General features: G+C 63.9%; 19 protein-coding genes. 6 read left to right on the top strand and 13 right to left on the bottom strand.

The annotated features are described in order from the left end of the window. Positions 1-24: 24 nt before the first annotated feature. The 13 genes from BM438_RS25340 to BM438_RS25280 form a co-directional block, all read right to left on the bottom strand. Positions 25-2,541, bottom strand: a complete 2,517-nt coding sequence (locus tag BM438_RS25340) for an ABC transporter permease (protein WP_234486799.1) — start codon at positions 2,539-2,541, stop codon at positions 25-27. A gap of 56 nt (positions 2,542-2,597) precedes the next feature. Continuing rightward, complete coding sequence (locus BM438_RS25335) at positions 2,598-3,209, bottom strand: DUF4126 domain-containing protein (RefSeq protein ID WP_093639570.1); 612 nt, start codon at positions 3,207-3,209, stop codon at positions 2,598-2,600. Positions 3,210-3,468: 259 nt separating this feature from the next. Then, positions 3,469-3,789, bottom strand: a complete 321-nt coding sequence (sugE, locus tag BM438_RS25330; protein WP_093639567.1) for a quaternary ammonium compound efflux SMR transporter SugE — start codon at positions 3,787-3,789, stop codon at positions 3,469-3,471. Between the two features lie 154 nt (positions 3,790-3,943). Continuing rightward, positions 3,944-4,642: a two-component system response regulator KdpE gene (gene kdpE / locus BM438_RS25325; protein ID WP_093639564.1), complete on the bottom strand. Its 699-nt coding sequence runs from the start codon at positions 4,640-4,642 to the stop codon at positions 3,944-3,946. Then, the gene (locus BM438_RS25320; protein WP_093639561.1) at positions 4,635-7,469 is read right to left on the bottom strand and encodes a DUF4118 domain-containing protein; all 2,835 of its coding nucleotides are present in this window, start codon (positions 7,467-7,469) and stop codon (positions 4,635-4,637) included. Before BM438_RS25320 ends, kdpE begins: the two co-directional genes overlap by 8 nt. Positions 7,470-7,615: 146 nt before the next feature. After that, on the bottom strand, positions 7,616-8,194 hold the full coding sequence (gene kdpC / locus BM438_RS25315; RefSeq protein WP_093639558.1) for a potassium-transporting ATPase subunit KdpC: 579 nt from the start codon (positions 8,192-8,194) through the stop codon (positions 7,616-7,618). A 30-nt stretch (positions 8,195-8,224) separates the two neighbouring features. Beyond that, on the bottom strand, positions 8,225-10,309 hold the full coding sequence (gene kdpB, locus BM438_RS25310) for a potassium-transporting ATPase subunit KdpB (protein ID WP_054034985.1): 2,085 nt from the start codon (positions 10,307-10,309) through the stop codon (positions 8,225-8,227). Positions 10,310-10,377: 68 nt separating this feature from the next. After that, complete coding sequence (gene kdpA, locus BM438_RS25305; RefSeq protein ID WP_093639555.1) at positions 10,378-12,183, bottom strand: potassium-transporting ATPase subunit KdpA; 1,806 nt, start codon at positions 12,181-12,183, stop codon at positions 10,378-10,380. After that, positions 12,180-12,272, bottom strand: coding sequence for a K(+)-transporting ATPase subunit F (kdpF, locus tag BM438_RS25300; RefSeq protein WP_007175651.1), 93 nt, complete (start codon positions 12,270-12,272; stop codon positions 12,180-12,182). The genes kdpA and kdpF overlap by 4 nt, the downstream gene beginning before the upstream one ends. Beyond that, positions 12,269-12,382, bottom strand: a complete 114-nt coding sequence (locus BM438_RS25295; RefSeq protein ID WP_093639552.1) for a potassium ABC transporter ATPase — start codon at positions 12,380-12,382, stop codon at positions 12,269-12,271. Before BM438_RS25295 ends, kdpF begins: the two co-directional genes overlap by 4 nt. A gap of 171 nt (positions 12,383-12,553) precedes the next feature. Further along, a complete protein-coding gene (locus BM438_RS25290) occupies positions 12,554-13,528 on the bottom strand; it encodes a quinone oxidoreductase family protein (RefSeq protein WP_093639743.1) in 975 nt (324 codons plus the stop codon). Positions 13,529-13,581: 53 nt separating this feature from the next. Beyond that, the gene (locus BM438_RS25285) at positions 13,582-13,971 is read right to left on the bottom strand and encodes a methylglyoxal synthase (protein WP_093639549.1); all 390 of its coding nucleotides are present in this window, start codon (positions 13,969-13,971) and stop codon (positions 13,582-13,584) included. Positions 13,972-14,047: 76 nt separating this feature from the next. After that, positions 14,048-14,830: an SDR family oxidoreductase gene (locus BM438_RS25280; protein ID WP_093639546.1), complete on the bottom strand. Its 783-nt coding sequence runs from the start codon at positions 14,828-14,830 to the stop codon at positions 14,048-14,050. A gap of 236 nt (positions 14,831-15,066) precedes the next feature. Here BM438_RS25280 and upp point away from each other — a divergent pair, with 236 nt between their 5' ends. From upp to rsfS, 6 genes are all read left to right on the top strand, one after another. Beyond that, entirely contained in the window at positions 15,067-15,717 is a 651-nt protein-coding gene (gene upp / locus BM438_RS25275; protein WP_012432337.1) for a uracil phosphoribosyltransferase, read from the top strand. Positions 15,718-16,158: 441 nt separating this feature from the next. Then, positions 16,159-16,887 carry a YebC/PmpR family DNA-binding transcriptional regulator gene (locus BM438_RS25270; protein ID WP_054035139.1) on the top strand — a complete coding sequence of 243 codons (729 nt, stop codon included), beginning with the start codon at positions 16,159-16,161 and terminating at the stop codon, positions 16,885-16,887. A gap of 239 nt (positions 16,888-17,126) precedes the next feature. After that, on the top strand, positions 17,127-18,425 hold the full coding sequence (gene purD / locus BM438_RS25265; RefSeq protein WP_093639543.1) for a phosphoribosylamine--glycine ligase: 1,299 nt from the start codon (positions 17,127-17,129) through the stop codon (positions 18,423-18,425). 230 nt (positions 18,426-18,655) lie between these two features. Beyond that, complete coding sequence (gene hemF / locus BM438_RS25260; RefSeq protein ID WP_093639540.1) at positions 18,656-19,579, top strand: oxygen-dependent coproporphyrinogen oxidase; 924 nt, start codon at positions 18,656-18,658, stop codon at positions 19,577-19,579. A gap of 26 nt (positions 19,580-19,605) precedes the next feature. Further along, on the top strand, positions 19,606-20,358 hold the full coding sequence (locus BM438_RS25255; protein ID WP_093639538.1) for a nicotinate-nucleotide adenylyltransferase: 753 nt from the start codon (positions 19,606-19,608) through the stop codon (positions 20,356-20,358). Positions 20,359-20,362: 4 nt separating this feature from the next. Next, positions 20,363-20,818, top strand: a complete 456-nt coding sequence (gene rsfS / locus BM438_RS25250) for a ribosome silencing factor (RefSeq protein ID WP_093639535.1) — start codon at positions 20,363-20,365, stop codon at positions 20,816-20,818. The last annotated feature ends 97 nt before the right edge of the window (positions 20,819-20,915 follow it).

Genomic DNA, 20,915 nt, shown 5'->3' with positions numbered 1-20,915 from the left:
AATCACAAAAACAGGAAAGAAAAATCACGCATCTCGCAGCGATTGCAACGCGGGCCGCGCCAGCACATGCCGCAAGCTGAGCCAGCCACCCACGCCCGCGCAGGCGATGCCGGCTGCGATACCCGCCGGCAACAACCACGGATCGAACGCCAGATAAAACTCGAACACGCGCGTCGCCAGTTGCCAGCCGATCACCTGTGCACCGAGCGCCGCCATCAAGCCGGCGAGCGCACCAACCGCCACGAACTCGGCGACCTGCACCGCGCGCACCTGGCGATGCGAGGCCCCCAGCGCGCGAAGCAGCGCGGATTCTCGCATACGCTCGTCGCGGGTGCCGGCAAGCGCCGCGTAGAGCACCAGCACGCCGGCCGCCAGCGTGAACGCGAACAGGAACTGCACCGCGCCGATCACCTGCTGCAGGACACGCTGCACCTGCGCCAGAATCGGACCGGTGTCGATTGCCGTGAGGTTCGGATAGGCGGCGATCAAACCGTCGATGGTCGATTGCTTGTCGGGCGGTAAATGGAAGCTCGTGATGAACGTCGCCGGGAAATCCTGCAAGGCGGCCGGCGGCATCAGCACGAAAAAGTTGACCTTGAACGAACCCCAGTCGAGCTTGCGCACACTCGTCACCGGCGCATCGATCTGCAGACCCGTCACGTCGAAGCGCAGTGTATCGCCGGGCTTCACGTTGATCAGCTTCGCGAGCCCCTGCTCGATCGAAATCTGCGGCGTCTTCGTGTCGCCATACCATGTGCCGGCAGAGAGACGGTTATCGTCGGGCAGCTCGGTGGTGTACGACAGATTGAATTCGCGGTCGACGAGACGCCTCGCATCGTCGCCCTTGAACGAATCCGGATTGACCGGCTTGCCGTTGATCGCAATCAAGCGGCCGCGCACCATCGGCGCGAGCACCGTGCCGGGCACGCCGTGCGCGCCCAGATACTGCGTGACGGCGTCGCGCTGGTCGGGCTGGATATCGATGATGAATTCATTCGGCGCATCGGGCGGCGTCGATTTGCGCCAGCCGGCCACGAGGTCGTTACGCGTCATCGCAATCAGCAACAGGCACATCAGGCCGATGCCGAGCGCGGTGATCTGCAGCGCGCTCGCGCCACTACGCCGCTCAAGCGACGCCAGCGCGTAGCGCCAGCCGATGCCCGCATTCACGCGCTCGCTGCGCACAACACGCGACGCGCCCCACAACGCCAGTCGCGCGATGCACGCGAATACCAGCAGTCCGCCGGCGAAGCCGCCCGCCACAATGCCACCAAGCTTCAACTCGCCCGCGGCGACGATCAGGAGTGCGGCGAACAGCACGATACCGAGCGCGTAAGCGGCCCAGGCAGTGCGCCCCGCTTCGCCCCATTCGCGGCGCAGCACGCGCACCGGCGGCACGCGTGTCAGCGGCAACAGCGGCGGCAACGCAAACCCAAGCAACAACACGAGACCGGCTGCGATACCTTCGAGCGCGGGCCATGCAGTTGGGTACGGCAGCACGACGTCGATCAGACTGCCGAGCCACGTCAGCAACGCCATGTGGCCCAGGTAACCGAGCGCCACGCCGAGCGCGCCACCAATCAAACCCAGCCCTACGAATTCAAGCGTGAACAGCGTGCGCAGCGTGGCCTGACTGACACCCAGACAGCGCATCGCCGCGCAGCCATCCAGATGCCGGCGCATATACCGATGCGCGGCCATGGCGATCGCCACCGCCGCGAGCAACGCGGTGAGCAGCGAGACCAGCGTGAGGAAGTGACTCGCGCGGTCGAGCGTCTGACGCACTTGCGGCTGGCCGTCCTGCAACGACTCGAGCGCAACGCCGCGCATCTTGCCGCCGTCCACCTTGTCATGCGCGAATTGCGCGAAGCGCGCCACCGACGCATCCGAACCCGCCACCAGCAAGCGATAAGTCACGCGGCTGCCGAAGGTGATGAGGCCGGTCGACGGGACATCGTCGGCACGCAGCATCAAGCGCGGAGAAAAATTGACGAACGAGAAGCCGCGGTCGAGTTCGCGCGTAATCACTGCAGCGATCGTGAAGCTGCGGGACCCGACCTTCACGGTATCGCCGACATGCAGCTTCAGCGCGTCGAGCAGTGCCTGATCGACCCATACCGTGCCAGGCGCGGGAATCGATTGGGTAGGATGGTCCGCCGCGCCCGGCGCCGAAGCAATCCGCAACGCGCCGCGCAACGGATAACCCGGCGACACCGCCTTGATAGCGGCTAGCCGCGAGACCGGCTGCGCGCCGGTCGAGTTGATCATGCTGGGAAAGATCGCCGTGCTGGCGGTGTTCAGACCGAGCGCGCCGGCTTGCTGCGCGAACTGCGGATCGACCGGATGATCGGCGCGAACGATGAAATCAGCGGCGATCATGCGCCGCGCATCGCGCTCGAGCCCCTGATGCAAACGGTCAGCCAGAAAGCCGACACTCGACAGCGCCGCGACGGCCAGCACCAGCGCCAGCAGCAGCATCGTCAATTCGCCGGCGCGCCAGTCGCGTGCCGTCATGCGGATAGCCTGGCGCAACAGATCCATACTGCCCAACCGGCGCGCTGCCTTGGCGTGCGCCGTTACCCCGCGTCCCGTATCGCTCAATCGTGCCTGCTCCTGGCAAAGCGCGACACCATGTGCGTCGCCATCCCGCGAAAACCGCCCTGCACCCCGCGCCACAGACGCGGCAACGCCCAGGCGGCCAGCATCAGGAAGCCCACCATCAACACAAGGAACACAAGCGGCACGAACAGCGCGAGCAGCATGCCACCGAACACGAGACCGTCTTCAGCGGTCGAGGTCACGACATTCGACACTGGTTCCGGCGACAGATTGATTAGCGCGCGCGTACCCGCTTTGGCCAGATGCGCGGTGCCCGCCAGCGTGCCGCCTGCGAGCGCGGCGACCGTCAGCAGCGCGGGATCGGCATGGCCGAGCGCGCCGGCCGCCAGCACGGCGCCGGCGGGAATGCGGATAAAGGTATGGACCGCGTCCCATAGGGAATCGAACGCGGGGATTTTGTCGGCGAGAAATTCGGTGACCGTCAGCACACCGGCGACACCGATGACCCACGGTGAAGACAGCGCGGACAGCGTGTCGGGGAGATGGATGAAGCCGAGACGTGCGAACACGCCGGCCAGCAGGACTGTCAGATAGAGGCGCAGACCGCTGCCCCATGAGAGGCCCGCAGCGAGCGAAAGTGATTCAAGCATGGCCGCCTCCAGGCGCGCTGTGCGTGCCGGGCGCTTCGACGGGCATTGGAAAGGGAGCAGCCGCACCGAAGTCGTCAGACCCGCGCCAAGCCGGCCGCGCCAAATAGGCCGCGGGCAAATTCAGGTTGGATTCGATCTCATTATAGCCACGTTAATTCGCAGAACGCAGAGTGACTAACAAATGGCGGACTCTAACGGCAGGGTATGGGGGCACGGTTCGAGCGCACGCGGACACGATATTCGGGCCCGCCAACAGGGCTCAATGCCCCGATGACAGCTTCAAACCGATCAATCCGATCACGATCAGCGCAGCGCTCGCGACCCGCGCGACCGTCAGGGCCTCGCCCATCATGACGATGCCGAAGATGAATGCGCCGACCGCGCCGATCCCCGTCCACACGGCGTAGGCCGTGCCGAGCGGCAGTTGGCGCATCGCCATGGCGAGCAGAACGAAGCTGCCGAGCGCGGTCACGATCGTGAACACGGACGGCCAGAGCCGGGTGAAACCGTCGGAGGTTTTGAGACCGGCCGCCCATGCGACTTCAAGCAAACCGGCAATCAACAGAAGAATCCAGGACATGAGACAGCTCCATGGTCAGATGGGGCCGTCCCCGTTTGTAGCAGTGCGCAAGGTCGTCCTTACGAACTGTAATTATATCAAAATAGGCCGCCGCCTTGCTGCGGCGACAAGCCGCAAGGGCGCGCAAGGGCCGCGGCGGACGCCTCGGGCAGGTTCAAACCGCGCCCACCAGCCGGTATCCCACGCCCGTTTCCGTGACGATATGCTCCGGCTGCGCCGGGTCGCGCTCCAGTTTCCCGCGCAGATGCGCCATGTAAATACGCAGATAGTGGTGGCTCTCCACATGCGACGGCCCCCACACGTCGCGCAGCAATTGCCGGTGTGTCAACACGCGGCCGGCGTGGCGCACTAGTGTCGCGAGCAGGCGGTATTCGATCGGCGTGAGATGGACGGCCACGCCGTCGCGGCTCACCTGACGCAAGGCCAGATCGACCGTCACCGCGCCAAAGCGCACCACCGGCGATTCATTCGCGCCGCCCTGATTGCGCCGCCGCATATGCGCTCGGATCCGCGCCAGCAGTTCCGAAACGCCGAACGGCTTGGTGAGGTAGTCATCCGCACCGGCATCGAGCGCGGCGACTTTCTCGGTTTCCTGGGTGCGCGCCGACAGCACGATGACCGGCAACTCGCTCCAGCCACGCAGCTCGCGAATCACGTCGAGACCGTCGGTGTCGGGCAGGCCGAGATCGACGATGACGAGATCGGGCTTACGCGTCGCGGCTTCAACGAGACCTTGCTTGCCGGTCTCGGCGTCGTGCACAACGATGCCCTCGCCTTCCAGCGCGGTTCGCACGAAGCGGCGAATCTGCTTTTCGTCTTCAATCAGGACGACTGTGATGCTCGGGTCACTCATGGCTAGGCTTGGAACGCGGGTTAAGAGTTAAATCGTGGTCCGGCAAGGCATCGGCGCCTTCGTCTTCCAGCGCATCCGGTGCCTCGGGCGGCGTTTCCACCGGCAGCGTGAACCAGAAGCGCGCGCCTTCGACACGGCCGTCCGCGGACATCCGATTGAGCGCGCCGATTGTACCGCCGTGCGCTTCCACAATTGCGCGGCAAATCGCGAGGCCAAGGCCGATGCCCGGCTTGGCCGACTCTTTCTCGCCGCGCGTGAATTTCTCGAACACACGCGCTTCCATGCCGGTCGGCAGACCCGGTCCGTTATCGTCGACGGCGACGCGTACGAACGATTTGCCGTCCGCGTCGAGACGTTGCGCGCTGATCGTCAGGGGCGTGTCTGGCAGTGTGTATTTGGCCGCGTTCTCGAACAGGTTCGAGAAGAGCCGCTCCATCAGCACCGCATCGAGATGCAGCAACGGCAAATCCGCGGGCAGCTTCACCTGTACGGGATGATTGGCCAGCACGCGCTTGCAGGCCCGCAACGCGGCGCCCACCGTTTCTTCGAGGAGCGTCCACTGCTGATTCAATTGCAGGCTGCCGGCTTGCAAGCGCGCCATGTCGAGCAGATTGGTGACGATGCCGGTCATGCGCAGCGCTTCTTCGTGAATGGCTTCGACAAGATCGTCGCCCGGTTGCGCATCAGGATGCGCCTCGCGCGATTGCGCCAGCATCGACGAGAAGCCGACGATCGTCGTCAATGGCGTACGCAGGTCGTGCGATATCGCCGAGAGGAGCGAATTGCGCAAGCGTTCGGATTCCATATTGACGAGCGCATCGCGTGCGATGTCGACATAGTGCACACGCTCAAGGGCCAGCGCGATTTGCGCGGCGAACGCGTCGAGCATGCGTTGCTGCTCGGGCACATCGAGCTCCCGCTCATCGCGCATCACGACGGCGAGCACGCCACGCGTGCGCATCGGCGCCTTCAGCGGCAGATACAGCGCGGCGGCGGCCGGCAGCGTATCGGTGCCTTGTCCGGCAGGCTTCTGCTGGTCGTAGACCCATTGGCCGACGTCGATATCGAGCATCTCGCCTTCGAGCGTGATCGTAGCGTCCGGGTCCTCGATCTTCTGCTTCACCTGATCGGCGCTGTCCGGCAACAGAATCGCGACGCGCGCGCCGAACACTTCGCTCACATGCCGGCTGCCGATGCCGACGATCTGCTCCATGGTGAGCGCCGCCGCCAGCTCACGCGCCATCGCATACATCGCGCCGGTGCGTTGCTCCCGACGCCGCGCAACACTCGCCTCGCGGCGCAAGCTCGACGTGAGATGGCTGATGACGAGCGACGTCAGCAGCATGCCGAAGAAGGTCAGCAGATACTGCGTATCGGACACCGACAACGACATGCGCGGCGGCACGAAGAAGAAATCGAACGCGGCCACGCTCATGAACGACAGCACGACGCCCGGCCCGCGCCCCAGCTTCACGGCCGTGAAGATCACGCCGAGCAGATACAGCATGACGAGGTTGGTCAGATCGATATGGTCGATCAACTGGCTCGACAGCAGCGTAATGGCCGCACAAATCGCCAGCGCGATGCCGTAGGCGCGCGGCGGCGAACGGCGTTCGCGCGCCGTGCTCAACGCCTCGCGCCACGCGTTGGCGGTGGTGTTCAGCAAGCGGCGATGTTCAGCGCCATCACGTTCCGACGACGCGCGGATCAGCGTGAGATCGAGATCGCCCGCGCGTTCGGCGATACGTTCACCGAGCGGCCGGCGCAGCCAGCGCTTGAGACCGGTGCGCGCCGATGCGCCGGCCACCAGCTTCGAGACGTTGCGAGCCTGCGCGTAACCGATCAGCGCCGCGACCGCATCGGTGCCGGCGAGCGTCGCAGTTTCAGCGCCGAGTTCGGCGGCGAGCTTCAAGGCATTAAGCGTGCGTTCGCGGCGCGCGTCGGGCAAGCGCTGCAGCGCGGGCGTTTCCACATAAACGGCGATCCAGTCGGCCTTCAGGCTGGCAGCGAGACGCGCCGCCGCGCGCACCAGCATCGGTGCTTCCGGGCCAGGGCCGACGCACACCAGCAAGCGCTCCCGCGCCTGCCAGATCCGCTGGATCGAACGATCGGCGCGATATTCCCGCATCTGCGCATCGACGCGGTCGGCGGTGCGGCGCAATGCCAGCTCGCGTAGCGCGATCAGGTTGCCCTTGCGAAAGAAGTTGCGCACCGCGCGCTCGGCCTGCTGCGGCAAATACACCTTGCCGTCGCGCATCCGGTCGAGCAGTTCTTCGGCGGGCAGGTCGACCAGCGTGACTTCGTCAGCGCGATCGAACACGCGGTCGGGCACCGTCTCCCAGACGCGGATGCCGGTGATCTGGCCGACCACGTCGTTCAGGCTTTCGAGGTGCTGGACATTGACTGTGGTGTAGACGTCGATGCCCGCATCGAGCAGTTCGTAGACGTCCTGCCAGCGCTTCAGATGCCGGGCGCCCTGCACATTCGAATGCGCGAGTTCGTCGACGAGAATCAGTTGCGGTTTGCGGGCGAGCGCGGCGTCGAGGTCGAACTCGCCGAGCTTGCGGCCGCGATATTCGATATGCGCGAGCGGCAGCACGTCGAGGCCTTCGAGCAGCGCAGCGGTTTCGCTGCGGCCATGCGTTTCGGCAATGCCGACCACCACGTCCGCGCCTTCATCGGCACGGCGCCGCGCGGCCTGCAACATCGCATAAGTTTTGCCGACGCCCGCCGACGCGCCGAAGAAAATCTTCAGCCTGCCTCGCTGACGCTTTTCTTCGTCACGTTGCAGCTTGTCGAGCAGTTCATCAGGATCGGGGCGGTTCATGCTCAATGGTTTTCATAGTAAGGCGAGCGATAGTGCCTGCATGGTGGCACGGCAGCGGCCGCGCCGCAAATGGCGAAGGCGGCCCCGCATGGACGCCGCCTCCTTGAAGCATAGCCATCATCGACGCTTTTCGACGTCAGCGACGCTCAACCTTGTTTCATCTCATCGAGCGCCAGATTCAGTTGCAGCACGTTCACGCGCGGCTCACCGAAAATGCCGAACTGGCGGCCGCTCGTATAACGATCGACCAGTGCCTGCACATCGTTGGCGGCAAGCTTGCGCGCTTTGGCAACGCGTTCGATCTGATACGCGGCAGCCGCCGGGCTGATCTCAGGATCGAGACCGCTGCCCGAGGACGTCACCAGATCGACCGGCACCGGCTTCGACATATCCGTGCCGGCAGCCTTCAACGCGTCGATGCGGCCTTTGACCTCATCGAGCAGCGCCGGGTTGGTCGGTCCGAGATTCGAACCGCTCGAGCCCTGCGGGTTGTACGGCATCGGGCTGGTGGCCGACAGACGGCCCCAGAAGTACTGCGGCGCATCGAACTGCTGGCCGATCAGCTTCGAGCCGACCACCTTGCCGTCCTTCTCGAGCATGCTGCCGTTGGCCTGGTTGTTGAAGGCCGCCTGACCGACCGCGGTCATCACGGCGGGATAAGCGAGGCCGGTGACTGCGGTCAGCACCGCGAAGATCACGATTAACGGACGGAACAGATTTTTCATGATGAGTAATTCCTCTTAAACAGCCGCTGCTCAAACCCAGCCGAACGCGGCCAGCACCATATCGATCAGCTTGATGCCGATGAACGGCACGATGATCCCGCCCAAACCATAGATCAGCAGATTGCGGCGCAGCAGAATCGCCGCACCCAGCGCGCGATAACGCACGCCCTTGAGCGCCAGCGGAATCAACAGCACGATGATCAGCGCGTTGAAAATCACCGCGGACATGATCGCCGAGGCCGGCGTGGCCAGATGCATCACGTTCAGCGCGTTCAGTGCCGGATACGTGGTCGCGAACGCCGCCGGGATGATCGCGAAGTACTTCGCCACGTCGTTCGCAATCGAGAACGTGGTGAGCGAGCCGCGCGTCATCAGCATCTGTTTGCCGATTTCGACGATCTCGATCAGCTTGGTCGGATTCGAATCGAGGTCGACCATGTTGCCGGCTTCTTTCGCTGCCTGCGTGCCGGTGTTCATCGCCACCGCGACGTCGGCCTGTGCCAGCGCCGGGGCGTCGTTGGTGCCGTCGCCGGTCATCGCCACCAGACGGCCTTCGGCCTGGTGCGAACGGATCGTGGCGAGCTTGGCTTCCGGCGTGGCTTCGGCGAGGAAATCGTCCACACCGGCTTCTGCTGCAATCGCTGCTGCGGTCAGGCGGTTGTCGCCCGTCACCATGATGGTCTTGATACCCATCTTGCGCAGTTCGGCAAAGCGCTCCTTGATGCCGCCCTTCACCACGTCCTTCAGCTCGATCACGCCGAGCACGCGTGCGCCCTGCTCGCCTTTCTCGGCGACCACCAGCGGCGTGCTGCCGCGGCGTGCGACTTCGGCCACTGCCGTGCTGACTTCGTTCGGGAAACGGCCGCCGTTTGCTTCGACGTAGTTCTTCACTGCGTCGGCCGCGCCCTTGCGGATTTCACGGCCCGGCAGATCGACACCGCTCATCCGCGTTTGCGCGGTGAAGGCGAGGAATTCTGCCTTCAGCGAAGCCATATCGCGTTGACGGATATTGAAGCGCTGCTTCGCCAGCACGACGATGCTGCGGCCTTCCGGCGTTTCGTCAGCGAGCGACGAAAGCTGGGCGGCGTCCGCCAGTGCTTCTTCGGTCAAGCCCGGCGCCGGCACGAACTGCGATGCCTGGCGGTTACCGAGCGTGATCGTGCCGGTCTTGTCGAGCAACAGCACGTCGACGTCACCTGCGGCTTCAACAGCACGGCCCGAGGTGGCGATCACGTTGGCCTGCATCATGCGGCTCATACCGGCCACACCGATCGCCGACAACAGCCCGCCGATGGTGGTCGGAATCAGACACACCAGCAGCGCGACCAGCGCGGTAATCGTGACCACGTGACCCGCTTTTGCAGCTTCGACGGAGAACATCGAGAACGGCAGCAGCGTGGCGGTGGCCAGCAACATCACGATGGTCAGCGCGACCAGCAGAATCGTCAGTGCGATTTCGTTCGGCGTCTTCTGACGCTTCGCGCCTTCGACCATCGCGATCATGCGGTCGAGGAAGGCTTCGCCCGGATTCGCCGTGACACGCACGACGATCCAGTCCGACAGCACGCGCGTGCCGCCCGTCACCGACGAAAAATCGCCGCCCGACTCGCGGATCACCGGTGCGGATTCGCCCGTGATCGCCGATTCGTCGACCGACGCAACACCGTCGATCACTTCGCCGTCAGCCGGAATCACGTCGCCGGTTTCGACCAGCACAACGTCGCCTTTACGCAGATCGGACGCCGTCAGAATACGGATCGGCGACTTCGGATGCGGCTCGTTGAGCTTCTTGGCCATCACGTCTTTCTTCGCGCTGCGCAGCGACGCTGCCTGGGCCTTGGAACGACCTTCGGCAAGCGCTTCCGCGAAGTTCGCGAACAGCACCGTGAACCACAGCCACAAGGTGACCGCGAGAATGAAGCCCGCGGGCGCCTCGGCCTGACCGCCGAGCGCGGCGATCCACAGAATGGTCGTCAGAATACTGCCGACGTACACGCAGAACATCACCGGGTTACGGAACTGCGTGCGCGGCGTGAGCTTCTTGAAGGAGTCCACGATCGCCGGGCGCAGCAGCGCCGGGTCGAACATGGACCTGGTTGCATTATGTTCAGTCATTGAATCCTCGAATTTCCCGTTTGCGCCTGTTCACTCATTGGTCGCTGGTGTCATCTCAATGGGCCGCCTCAATGGGCACCCATCATCATCAGATGTTCGACACCAGGTCCGAGCGCAAGCGCAGGCACATAAGTCAGCGCGCCGACCAGCAGCACCGTGCCGAGCAGCAGCACGACGAACAGCGGGCCATGAGTCGGCAGCGTGCCGCCGGTCACACCGATGCGCTTTTTCGAAGCCAGCGAACCGGCAATTGCCAGCACCGGAATGATCGTGCCGAAGCGGCCGAACCACATCGCAATAGCCGTGAGCCAGTTGTAGAACGGCGTGCTGACCGTCAGGCCGGCAAATGCGCTGCCGTTGTTATTCGCAGCCGAGCTGAACGCGTAGAGGATTTCGGAGAAGCCGTGCGCGCCGGGGTTCAGAATGCCGGCCTTGCCAGCGTCGCTGAGCACCGCGATCGACGTGCCCACCAGCACCAGCAGCGGCGTGAGCAGCACCACGATCGACACCATCTTCATCTCGTACGCTTCGATCTTCTTGCCGACGTATTCAGGCGTACGGCCGATCATCAGGCCTGCCACGAACACGGCCAGCAGTGCGAACACGAGCATGCCGTACATACCGGAACCCACGCCGCCGAAGATCACTTCGCCGAGTTGCATCAGCAGCATCGGATAGAGGCCGCCGATCGGCGTCAACGAGTCGTGCGTATTCGCTACCGCGCCGCACGAAGCCGCCGTGGTCGCCACCGTGAAGATGCCCGACTGCGCGATACCGAAGCGCGTTTCCTTGCCTTCCGCGTTACCGCCCGACTGCATCGCATTCGCCGATTGATCGACGTGCAACGCGGTCAACGCCGGATTACCCGATTGCTCGGCGCCGATTTCGCCGAACACGCATACGCCGAAAGCGATCGTCATTGCCGCGAGCACGGCCACGCCTTGCTTGCGGTCCATGATCATGCGGCCGAATACGAGTGCCAATGCCGCCGGAATGATCAGGATCGAGAAGATCTGGACGAAGTTCGAGAACGGCGTCGGGTTTTCGTACGGATGCGCCGAGTTGCCGTTAAAGAAGCCGCCACCGTTGGTGCCGAGCATCTTGATCGCTTCCTGCGAAGCAACCGGGCCCATCGCGATGGTCTGCGTCTTCACCGGCATATCGACCGTCACCGCATTGCCCTTGGCGTCCTTCACCGGATTGCCTTGTGCATCGAGCTTCGGGGCGGCGTACGTCGTGGTTTGCAACGTCGGCACGTCCTCATACGACTTGAAGTTCTGGATCACGCCCTGGCTCATCAGGATCGCAGCGATGATCGCCGACATCGGCAGCAACACGTAGAGCGTTACACGCGTCAGGTCGACCCAGAAGTTGCCGATGGTTTGCGCGGTGTGACGCGCAAAGCCGCGAATCAGCGCGATCACCACCACGATGCCGGTGGCGGCCGAGAAGAAATTCTGCACGGTGAAGCCGAGCATCTGCGCGAGATAGCCAACGGTTTGCTCAGGCGTGTAATCCTGCCAGTTCGTGTTGGTCACGAAGCTGACAGCTGTATTGAACGCGCCGTCGACCGTCATCGGGCCGAACTGCTGCGGGTTGCCCGGCAACCAGCCTTGTACGCGCAGCAACAGGTAAAGAAACAGCGTGCCGAGCGCGTTGAACGCGATCGTGGCGATGGCGTAGTGCTTCCAGCCCATTTCCGCCGACGGATCGACGCCCGCGATGCGATACAGCAAACGTTCGATAGGACCGCCGAAGCGGACCACGCGCGAGCTGCCGTCCATCACATTGCTCAGATAACGGGACATCGGCACCGCGGCAGCCAGCAGCACGACGATGAAGAAACCCGCTTGCAGGACATTGTTCGAGTTCATTCAATGTCCTCCGCGCGCAAGAGCGCATAGACCAGGTACACAAACAGCAGCGCGGTCGCCGCACCAGACAACCAGAGAATCCAGGTCATGAGCGAGCTCCCTGGCCACGCCGGAACTGCATCAACTTCTCGCAGCCGGCAATCAACCCAAAGGTCAGCGCGAAAAACAGCACCATCCCCCCGACATACAGCACATCCATTTCTATTCCCCATTCACGGACTTTGGATAGGTGCAACGTTATGCCGATCCGCGTAAAGGGCTGGTCAAAGATCTGAGATGGAATGTAAAAATCGCGTAAACGGAAAAGGCCGTTCCATCGGGAGATGGAACGGCCTTGACCCGCTGGGTATGGGTTTGAGGTCTTTCGCGTTTACGGCAGCAGAACCGTTGAACCGGTGGTGCGGCGCCCTTCGAGATCCGCATGCGCCTGCCCGACATCAGCCAGCGCATAGCGCTGATTGATGCTCGCCTTCACCTTGCCCGACACCAGTACGTCGAACAGCTCCGAGGACATCGCCTCGTAATCGCTGCGTTTGGCGATATACGTGAAGAGCGTAGGGCGCGTAAAGAACAGCGAACCGCGTCCGGCGAATTCCGACGAATCGATCGGCGGCAACGGTCCCGAGGCATTGCCGAAGCTCACGAACATGCCAAGCGGTGCGAGGCAATCGAGCGAAGCCGTAAACGTGTCGTTGCCGATCGAGTCGTACACCACCGGCACCCCCGCGCCATTGGTGATCTCGCGCACGCGCTTGGTGAAGTTTTCGCGCGTATAGACGATGGGGTGATCGCAACCGTGTGCTTTGGCGATTTCGGCTTTCTCGTCGGAACCGACCGTGCCGATCACCGTGGCGCCGAGCGCCTTCGCCCACTGGCAAACCAGCAGACCGACGCCACCGGCCGCGGCCTGAATCAGGATCGTGTCGCCGGCCTTCACCGGATACGTGCGGCGCAGCAGGTATTGCGCGGTCAGCCCTTGCAGCATCACGGAGGCTGCCTGCTCGTCGCTCAACGCGTCCGGCACCTTGACGGCTAGCGCCGCCGGCAACACACGCTCCTGGGCGTATGCGCCAGGCGGGCGCGCCACGTAGGCTACGCGATCTCCCGTTTTGAAGCCGGTCACGCCAGGGCCGACCGCCGTGACTTCACCCGCCGCTTCCATCCCGAGTCCACCCGGCAACGGCAATGGGTACAAGCCCTTGCGGAAATACACGTCGATATAGTTCAGCCCGACCGCAGTCTGTTTGATGCGGATCTCGCCCGCGACCGGCTCGCCCACTTCGACGTCGACCCATTTCATCACCTCCGGGCCGCCGGTTTTGTCGAATCGGATTGCTTTGACCATCATGTCTCCCTGGTTTGTGGTTTCGTTCGATCTTGAAACACCACCGCGTTCGCCTAGACCCGCTGCGTGAGTCGCAAGGTCAGCACGTCGAGAATCATTCGCGCGGTCGAAATATTGGTGGCGCATGGAATGTTGTGAACGTCGCAGGCACGCACCAGCGCATTGATATCCGGTTCGTGCGGCTGCGGCGTCATCGGGTCGCGCAGGAAGATCACCATGTCCACCCGCCCTTCCGCAAGCTGCGCGCCGATCTGCAGGTCGCCGCCGTGCGGGCCGGACAACATGCGCTCGACCGTGAGACCATGCGCGTCGCCAATGCGCGTGCCGGTCGTACCGGTCGCGACGATCTCGCAGCGCCTGAGCGTATCGACGTATTCGCCGGCCAGTTTGACGATGTCGTCTTTCTTGTGATCGTGCGCGATCAGCGCAATGCGGGTGCTCATGACGTAAGACTCCTGAAACCGTTGTGATTGTCGTTGTTGTAGTGAAGGTGCTGCTGGTGCGTCAGAACGTACGCGCTCAGAACGTACCGGGGTAAGCGCCGCCGTCCATCAGCCAGTTCTGCCCGGTGATGTAGCCGGCATGCACGCTGCACAGGAACGCACAGGCGCGGCCAAATTCCTCACGCGTGCCGAAACGGCCGGCGGGGATCGTCTTCATGCGCTGCTTACGCGCATCGTCGACGGAAATGTGTTGCGCGTTGGCTTGCGCCGCAAAGGTGGTGGCGATGCGGTCGGTGTCGAACAGGCCCGGCAACAGGCTGTTGATCGTCACGCCTGAGGCAGCCACCTTGCTGCGCGCCAGTCCCGCAATGAAACCGGTCAACCCCGAGCGCGCACCGTTAGAGAGACCGAGCACATCGATCGGCGCCTTGACCGCCGAGCTCGTGATGTTGACGATGCGCCCAAAGCCACGCTCGCTCATCCCGTCGATGGTCGCGCGGATCAGCTCGATCGGCGTCAGCATGTTGCTCTCCAGCGCGCGAATCCAGTCTTCGTGCGTGAAGTTGCGGAAGTCGCCCGGCGGCGGGCCGCCCGCGTTGTTAACCAGAATGTCCGGCTGCGGACAGGCGGCAAGCGCCGCGGCGCGCCCTTCGGGCGTGGTGATGTCGCACGCCACCGTTTTCACTTCGACGCCGCTCTGGTTGCGAATCTCGGCGGCGGTCGCCTCCAGCGTCTCAGCCGTGCGCGCGACGATCGTCAGGTTGACGCCTTCGGCTGCCAGTGCTTCCGCGCAGCCGCGCCCCAGACCCTTGCTGGCCGCGCAAACGAGCGCGGTGCGTCCTGCGATTCCCATGTCCATGTGCCTATCCTCATGACGTACTCGTGGCGCGGGGATGGTCCCGCGGTTGCCCAATCGTGGCAAAGAATCCCCCGATTCTAGAAGAATCGGTGCCGGACTGCGCCGGGCCACTGCAATCTCCGGTATCTTCCGGCGCCACTCTTTCGGTAAACTTGCGCCGTGGCGCGCCCGCCTGCCGGTTTCAGGCCGTGCGGAGCGCCAAACCGATCCCTCTAGCCGCCGCTTGCGCCCCCGCCATGACCCAGGACAGCCGTTTTCCCAATCTTTTCATCCTCGATCACCCGCTGATCCAGCACAAGCTGTCGCATATGCGCGACCGGGACACCTCGACTCGCACGTTCCGCGAACTGCTGCGCGAGATCACGCTGCTGATGGGCTACGAGATCACCCGCAATCTGCCAATGACCACGCGCCGCCTCACCACGCCGCTGGTCGAGATCGACGCGCCGGTGATCGCCGGCAAGAAACTGGCGATCGTGCCGGTGCTGCGTGCCGGCATCGGCATGTCGGACGGCTTGCTGGAGCTGGTGCCGTCGGCGCGCGTGGGCCACATCGGCGTGTATCGCGCCGAAGACCATCGCCCGGTCGAGTATCTGGTGCGCCTGCCGGATCTGGAAGACCGCGTGTTCATTCTGTGCGACCCGATGGTCGCGACCGGCTACTCGGCCGTGCATGCGGTGGACGTGCTCAAGCGCCGCAACGTGGCCGGCGAGAACATCATGTTCCTCGCGCTGGTGGCCGCGCCGGAAGGCGTGCAGGTGTTCCAGGACGCGCATCCGGACGTCAAACTGTACGTGGCGTCGCTCGATTCGCACCTGAACGAACACGCGTATATCGTGCCGGGTCTCGGCGACGCCGGCGACCGCCTGTTCGGCACGAAAAACTGACAGCGGACTGAAGAAAGCAGCGGGCGGCGCGCGCAACGCGCCGCCACCGCGCAGTTTCCCCGTGATTTCCGACTACGCTCTCCTCTGCCGCACCCCTGCGCCGTGATAAAATTCGAATCCGCTCAAAGAGCGGCTCGACTTGCACTGCCACGCGGTGCATCACGCCTTTACGCCGGGTCTGCCGGGACCGGCGCACCTGGGGCGCCGCTGAGCCGCCCGCTGACCGTCCTGCCCCGCCCCAACCGCGCTGCCGACCTTTGGTCCCGCTAGCCGGGTCCGGCCGGGCGCGATCAAGCTGAGGAAAGCCTGACACCGGGCGGTCCGGCGCCGAGCGGTTTGACATCGAGGCGCAAGGCCGCAATCAGCAGCGCCGCGCGCCCGACATCGCAACGACAATTGCACTATGCGTGCGCCCCACTGGCGCGCGCGACGGAGAAAAGTATGGCGGGTCATTCGAAATGGGCCAACATCAAGCATAAAAAAGCAGCGGCAGACGCCAAGCGCGGCAAGGTCTGGACGCGGCTCATCAAGGAAATTCAGGTAGCGGCCCGCATGGGTGGCGGCGACATCGACTCGAATCCGCGTCTGCGGCTCGCCGTCGAAAAGGCGTACGACGCCAACATGCCGAAAGATAACGTCAACCGTGCGATCCAGCGCGGTGTGGGCGGTGTCGATGGCGCAAACTACGAAGAAATCCGCTACGAAGGCTACGGCATCGGCGGCGCGGCAGTGATCGTGGACACCATGACCGACAACCGCACCCGTACGGTGGCGGACGTGCGTCACGCGTTCTCGAAGAACGGCGGCAACATGGGCACGGACGGCTCGGTGTCGTTCATGTTCGATCACGTCGGCCAGTTCCTGTTCGCGCCCGGCACGCCGGAAGACAAGCTGATGGAAGCCGCGCTCGAAGCTGGCGCTGAAGACGTCGTCACGAACGAAGACGGCAGTATCGAAGTGCTGTGCCCGCCGAACGATTTCCCGAAGGTGAAGACCGCGCTCGAAGCCGCGGGCTTCAAGGCCGAGTTGGCCGAGGTGACGATGAAACCTCAGACGGAAGTCGAATTCACGGGCGACGACGCGGTGAAGATGCAGAAGCTGCTCGACGCGCTGGAGAGTCTGGACGACGTGCAGGAAGTCTATACAAACGCCGCGATCGCCGACGAATGAGCGTGTCCCGGCGGCACATGGCGCGTGGCTCTGCAGCGAACCACACGCCCGCGCCGCCGGTTAGCACTCGCGTTGCTGCAGAGCGGGCGTTGGTTGGGGCCTTCCGCACCGCCACCACCCGGGTTCGCTATGTGCCCTGCGCCGCTACCTGGCTGCGGGCCCATTGCAAACCTCGCTGTTTTTCCACGGCTGGGCGTGATGCTTCAGCCGTTTATGGTTTTTAAGTCTCGGGGATTCACATGAAGTTACTCGTCGTCGGTTCCGGCGGTCGCGAACATGCGCTGGCATGGAAGCTCGCGCAATCGCCGCGGGTTCAGCTCGTCTACGTTGCGCCCGGCAATGGCGGCACCGCCCAGGACGAGCGTCTGCGCAACATCGACATCACCGATCCGGCCGAACTCGCCGATTTCGTCGAGAAAGAACAGATCGCGTTCACGCTGGTCGGACCGGAAGGGCCGCTCGCCGCGGGCATCGTCAATCTGTTCCGCTCGCGCGGTCTGAAGATTTTCGGACCGAGCAAGGAAGCCGCGCAGCTCGAAAGCTCGAAAGATTTCGCCAAGGCGTTCATGAAGCGCCACGCGATCCCGACCGCCGAGTACGAAACCTTCGCCGACGTCGCCGCCGCGCACGCGTATCTGGACGCCAAGGGCGCACCGATCGTGATCAAGGCCGACGGCCTCGCTGCAGGCAAGGGCGTCGTGGTTGCGCAAACGCTGGAAGAAGCGCACGCCGCCGTCGACATGATGCTGTCGGACAACAAGCTAGGCGATGCCGGCGCGCGCGTCGTGATCGAAGAATTCCTCGCCGGCGAAGAAGCCAGCTTCATCGTGATGGTGGACGGCAAGCATGTGCTGGCGCTCGCTTCGAGCCAGGATCACAAGCGCCTGCTCGACGCCGACCAGGGTCCGAACACCGGCGGCATGGGCGCCTATTCGCCCGCGCCAATCGTCACGCCGCAACTGCATGCACGCGTGATGCGCGAAATCATCCAGCCGACCGTGCGTGGCATGGAGAAGGAAGGCATCCGTTTCACGGGCTTCCTGTACGCCGGCCTGATGATCGACGCGCAAGGCAACCCGAAGACGCTCGAATTCAACTGCCGGATGGGCGACCCGGAAACGCAGCCGATCATGGCGCGTCTGAAAGGCGACTTTTCGAAGGTGGTCGAGCAGGCCATCGCCGGCACGCTCGATACGATCGAACTCGAGTGGGACCGCCGTACCGCGCTCGGCGTGGTGCTCGCCGCGTACAACTATCCGGACACGCCGCGCAAAGGCGACCGGATCAGCGATATCCCGGCGGAAACCGGCGATTCGGTCACTTTCCACGCCGGCACCACGCTGGCGGACGGCAAGCTGACCACGTCGGGCGGCCGCGTACTGTGTGTGGTCGGGCTGGCGGATTCGGTGCGCAGCGCGCAATCGGTCGCGTACGAGACGATCAACCAGATTTCGTTCGACGGCATGCAATATCGCCGCGACATCGGCTACCGCGCATTGAACCGCAAGCACGACGCCAAGACCGAAGGCAAGCACTAAGCCCGCCCCACTCGCCCGCGTGCAGCGCCAACGGCGCTACACTGCGGGTTTTCGCGGTCATCACGGCGCCCACCGCTCCATGTGGGCTCACCCCGGTTGAGCGGCATTTCACCCGGCGCGAACGACCGTAGCACCGCGCCTTCGCGGGACTATCCTGACGAAGGCCCGGCGCTCGCCCTTCACGAAGAACCCGCGGCACGACAGGCGTGCCGCCCTCTGCATCTGCATTCATGACCGATTCGAGCTATGACGCACAGGCCGTGCGCAGCTGGCTGCAAGGCCTGCAAACGCATATCGCGGACACGCTCGGCGCGTTCGACGGTAAGCCGTTCGCGACCGACGCATGGCAGCGCGCCCCCGGCGAAAAGCTGCGCGGCGGCGGCTACACACGGATTCTGGAAGGCGGCAACTTCTTCGAGCGGGCCGGCATCGGCTTTTCGGACGTAGCAGGCGACGCGTTGCCGGGTTCGGCAAGCGCCGCACGCCCGCAACTGGCCGGCCGTGGTTTCGAAGCCATGGGCGTTTCGCTCGTGCTGCACCCGCACAATCCGCACTGCCCGACCGTGCATATGAACGTGCGTCTGCTGATCGCGACCAAGGCGGGAGAAGAGCCGGTGTTCTGGTTCGGCGGCGGCATGGATCTGACGCCGTACTACGGCTACGAGGAAGACGCGCAGCATTTCCATCGGGTGTGCCGCGACGCGCTGCAGCCTTATGGCGCCGACCTCTACCCGAGTTTCAAGCGCTGGTGCGACGAATACTTCTTCCTCAAACACCGCAATGAACCGCGTGGCATCGGCGGGATTTTCTTCGACGATTTCTCGGCGCCGGGCTTCGATCAATCGTTCGCGATGCTGAAAAGCGTCGGCGAAGGATTCCTCAAAGCGTACATGCCGATCATCGAAAAGCGCCGCAACATTCCGTACGGCGAAGCCGAGCGCGACTTCCAGGCATACCGGCGCGGCCGCTACGTCGAGTTCAATCTGGTCTTCGACCGTGGCACACTGTTTGGGCTGCAGAGCGGCGGACGCACCGAATCGATACTGATGTCGATGCCGCCTGTGGTGAACTGGCGCTACAACTGGCATCCCGAACCGGGCACGCCGGAAGCGCGTCTTTACACCGATTTTCTCGTGCCGCGCGAGTGGGTGTGAGGCTTTAAGCCCACACCGCACACCACGTGACCACGACAAAGGATCTTCACCTGAAGCCGAACGCTCATCCTGTCGCCCTGCCTCGCCGGATTGGACTGCTCGGCGGCACTTTCGATCCGATCCACGACGGCCACCTCGCGCTCGCGCGGCGTTTCGCCGAGGTGCTGAACCTGACCGAGCTGGTGCTGCTGCCGGCCGGACAGCCCTGGCAGAAAACAGACGTGTCAGCGGCTGTTCACAGGCTGGCCATGACCCGCGCCGCCGCCACTGCGTTGGTGCTGCCGGGCGTGACCGTGCGGGTGGCGACCGACGAGATCGAACACGACGGTCCGACATACACGATCGACACGCTGCAGTTATGGCGTGAACGCGAAGGTCCGAATGCGTCGATTGCGCTTCTGATCGGCGCGGATCAACTGGTGCATCTCGACACATGGCGCGACTGGCGGCGCCTGTTCGAGTTTGCTCACATCTGCGCGGCCACGCGCCCCGGCTTCGACCTCGCATCGATTCCGCCCGTGGTCGCTAAAGAAATCGACGCGCGCCGTGCCCGCGCCGACGTTCTGCAAGCCACCCCCTGCGGGCACTTGCTGATCGATACGACGCTTGCGTTCAACGTCTCGGCCACCGACATTCGCGCGCATCTGCGCGAACAGGTGACCCAGCGGCTCGCCCTCGCAGGCGGCGAACCGCAAGACAGGAGCCAGGCCCGGGCCGCAAGCCATGTCCCCACTGCGGTGTGGGACTATATTCTTCAACATCATCTGTACCACCGGTAACCCCATGGATATTCGCAAACTGCAACGCGTGATTGTCGACGCTCTCGAAGACGTCAAAGCGCAAGACATCAAGGTGTTCAACACCAGCCACCTGACTGCGCTGTTCGATCGCGTGATCGTCGCCTCCGGCACTTCGAACCGCCAGACCAAGGCGCTCGCTTCGAGCGTGCGCGAGAGCGTCAAGGAAAACGGCGGCGACGTCATCAGCACCGAAGGTGACGACGTCGGCGAATGGGTGCTGGTCGATTGCGGCGACGCGATCGTGCACATCCTGCAACCGGCGCTGCGCCAGTACTACAACCTCGAAGAAATCTGGGGCGACAAGCCGGTGCGCCTCAAGCTGTCCACGCCGGATCCGTTCGGCGGCGCGCGCTTAAGCGAGCCGGATGACGAGGACGAAGAAGACGAAGCGCCGGCTGTCAAAAAGCCTGCACGCAAGACGCCGGTACGCCGCAAGTAAGTACGCGGCTGGCAAACCGCTGAAGTCCGCGACGCAAAGTCAGAGCATGCGTGCGCGATTGAAGCGATTGCAGCGCTTGCGCCCCCGATTACATCCG

It is taken from the genome of Paraburkholderia aspalathi (assembly GCF_900116445.1).
Classification (GTDB): domain Bacteria; phylum Pseudomonadota; class Gammaproteobacteria; order Burkholderiales; family Burkholderiaceae; genus Paraburkholderia; species Paraburkholderia aspalathi.
Note: the sequence above shows the minus strand (reverse complement) of the source record. Positions and strands in the feature narration are given on the sequence as shown.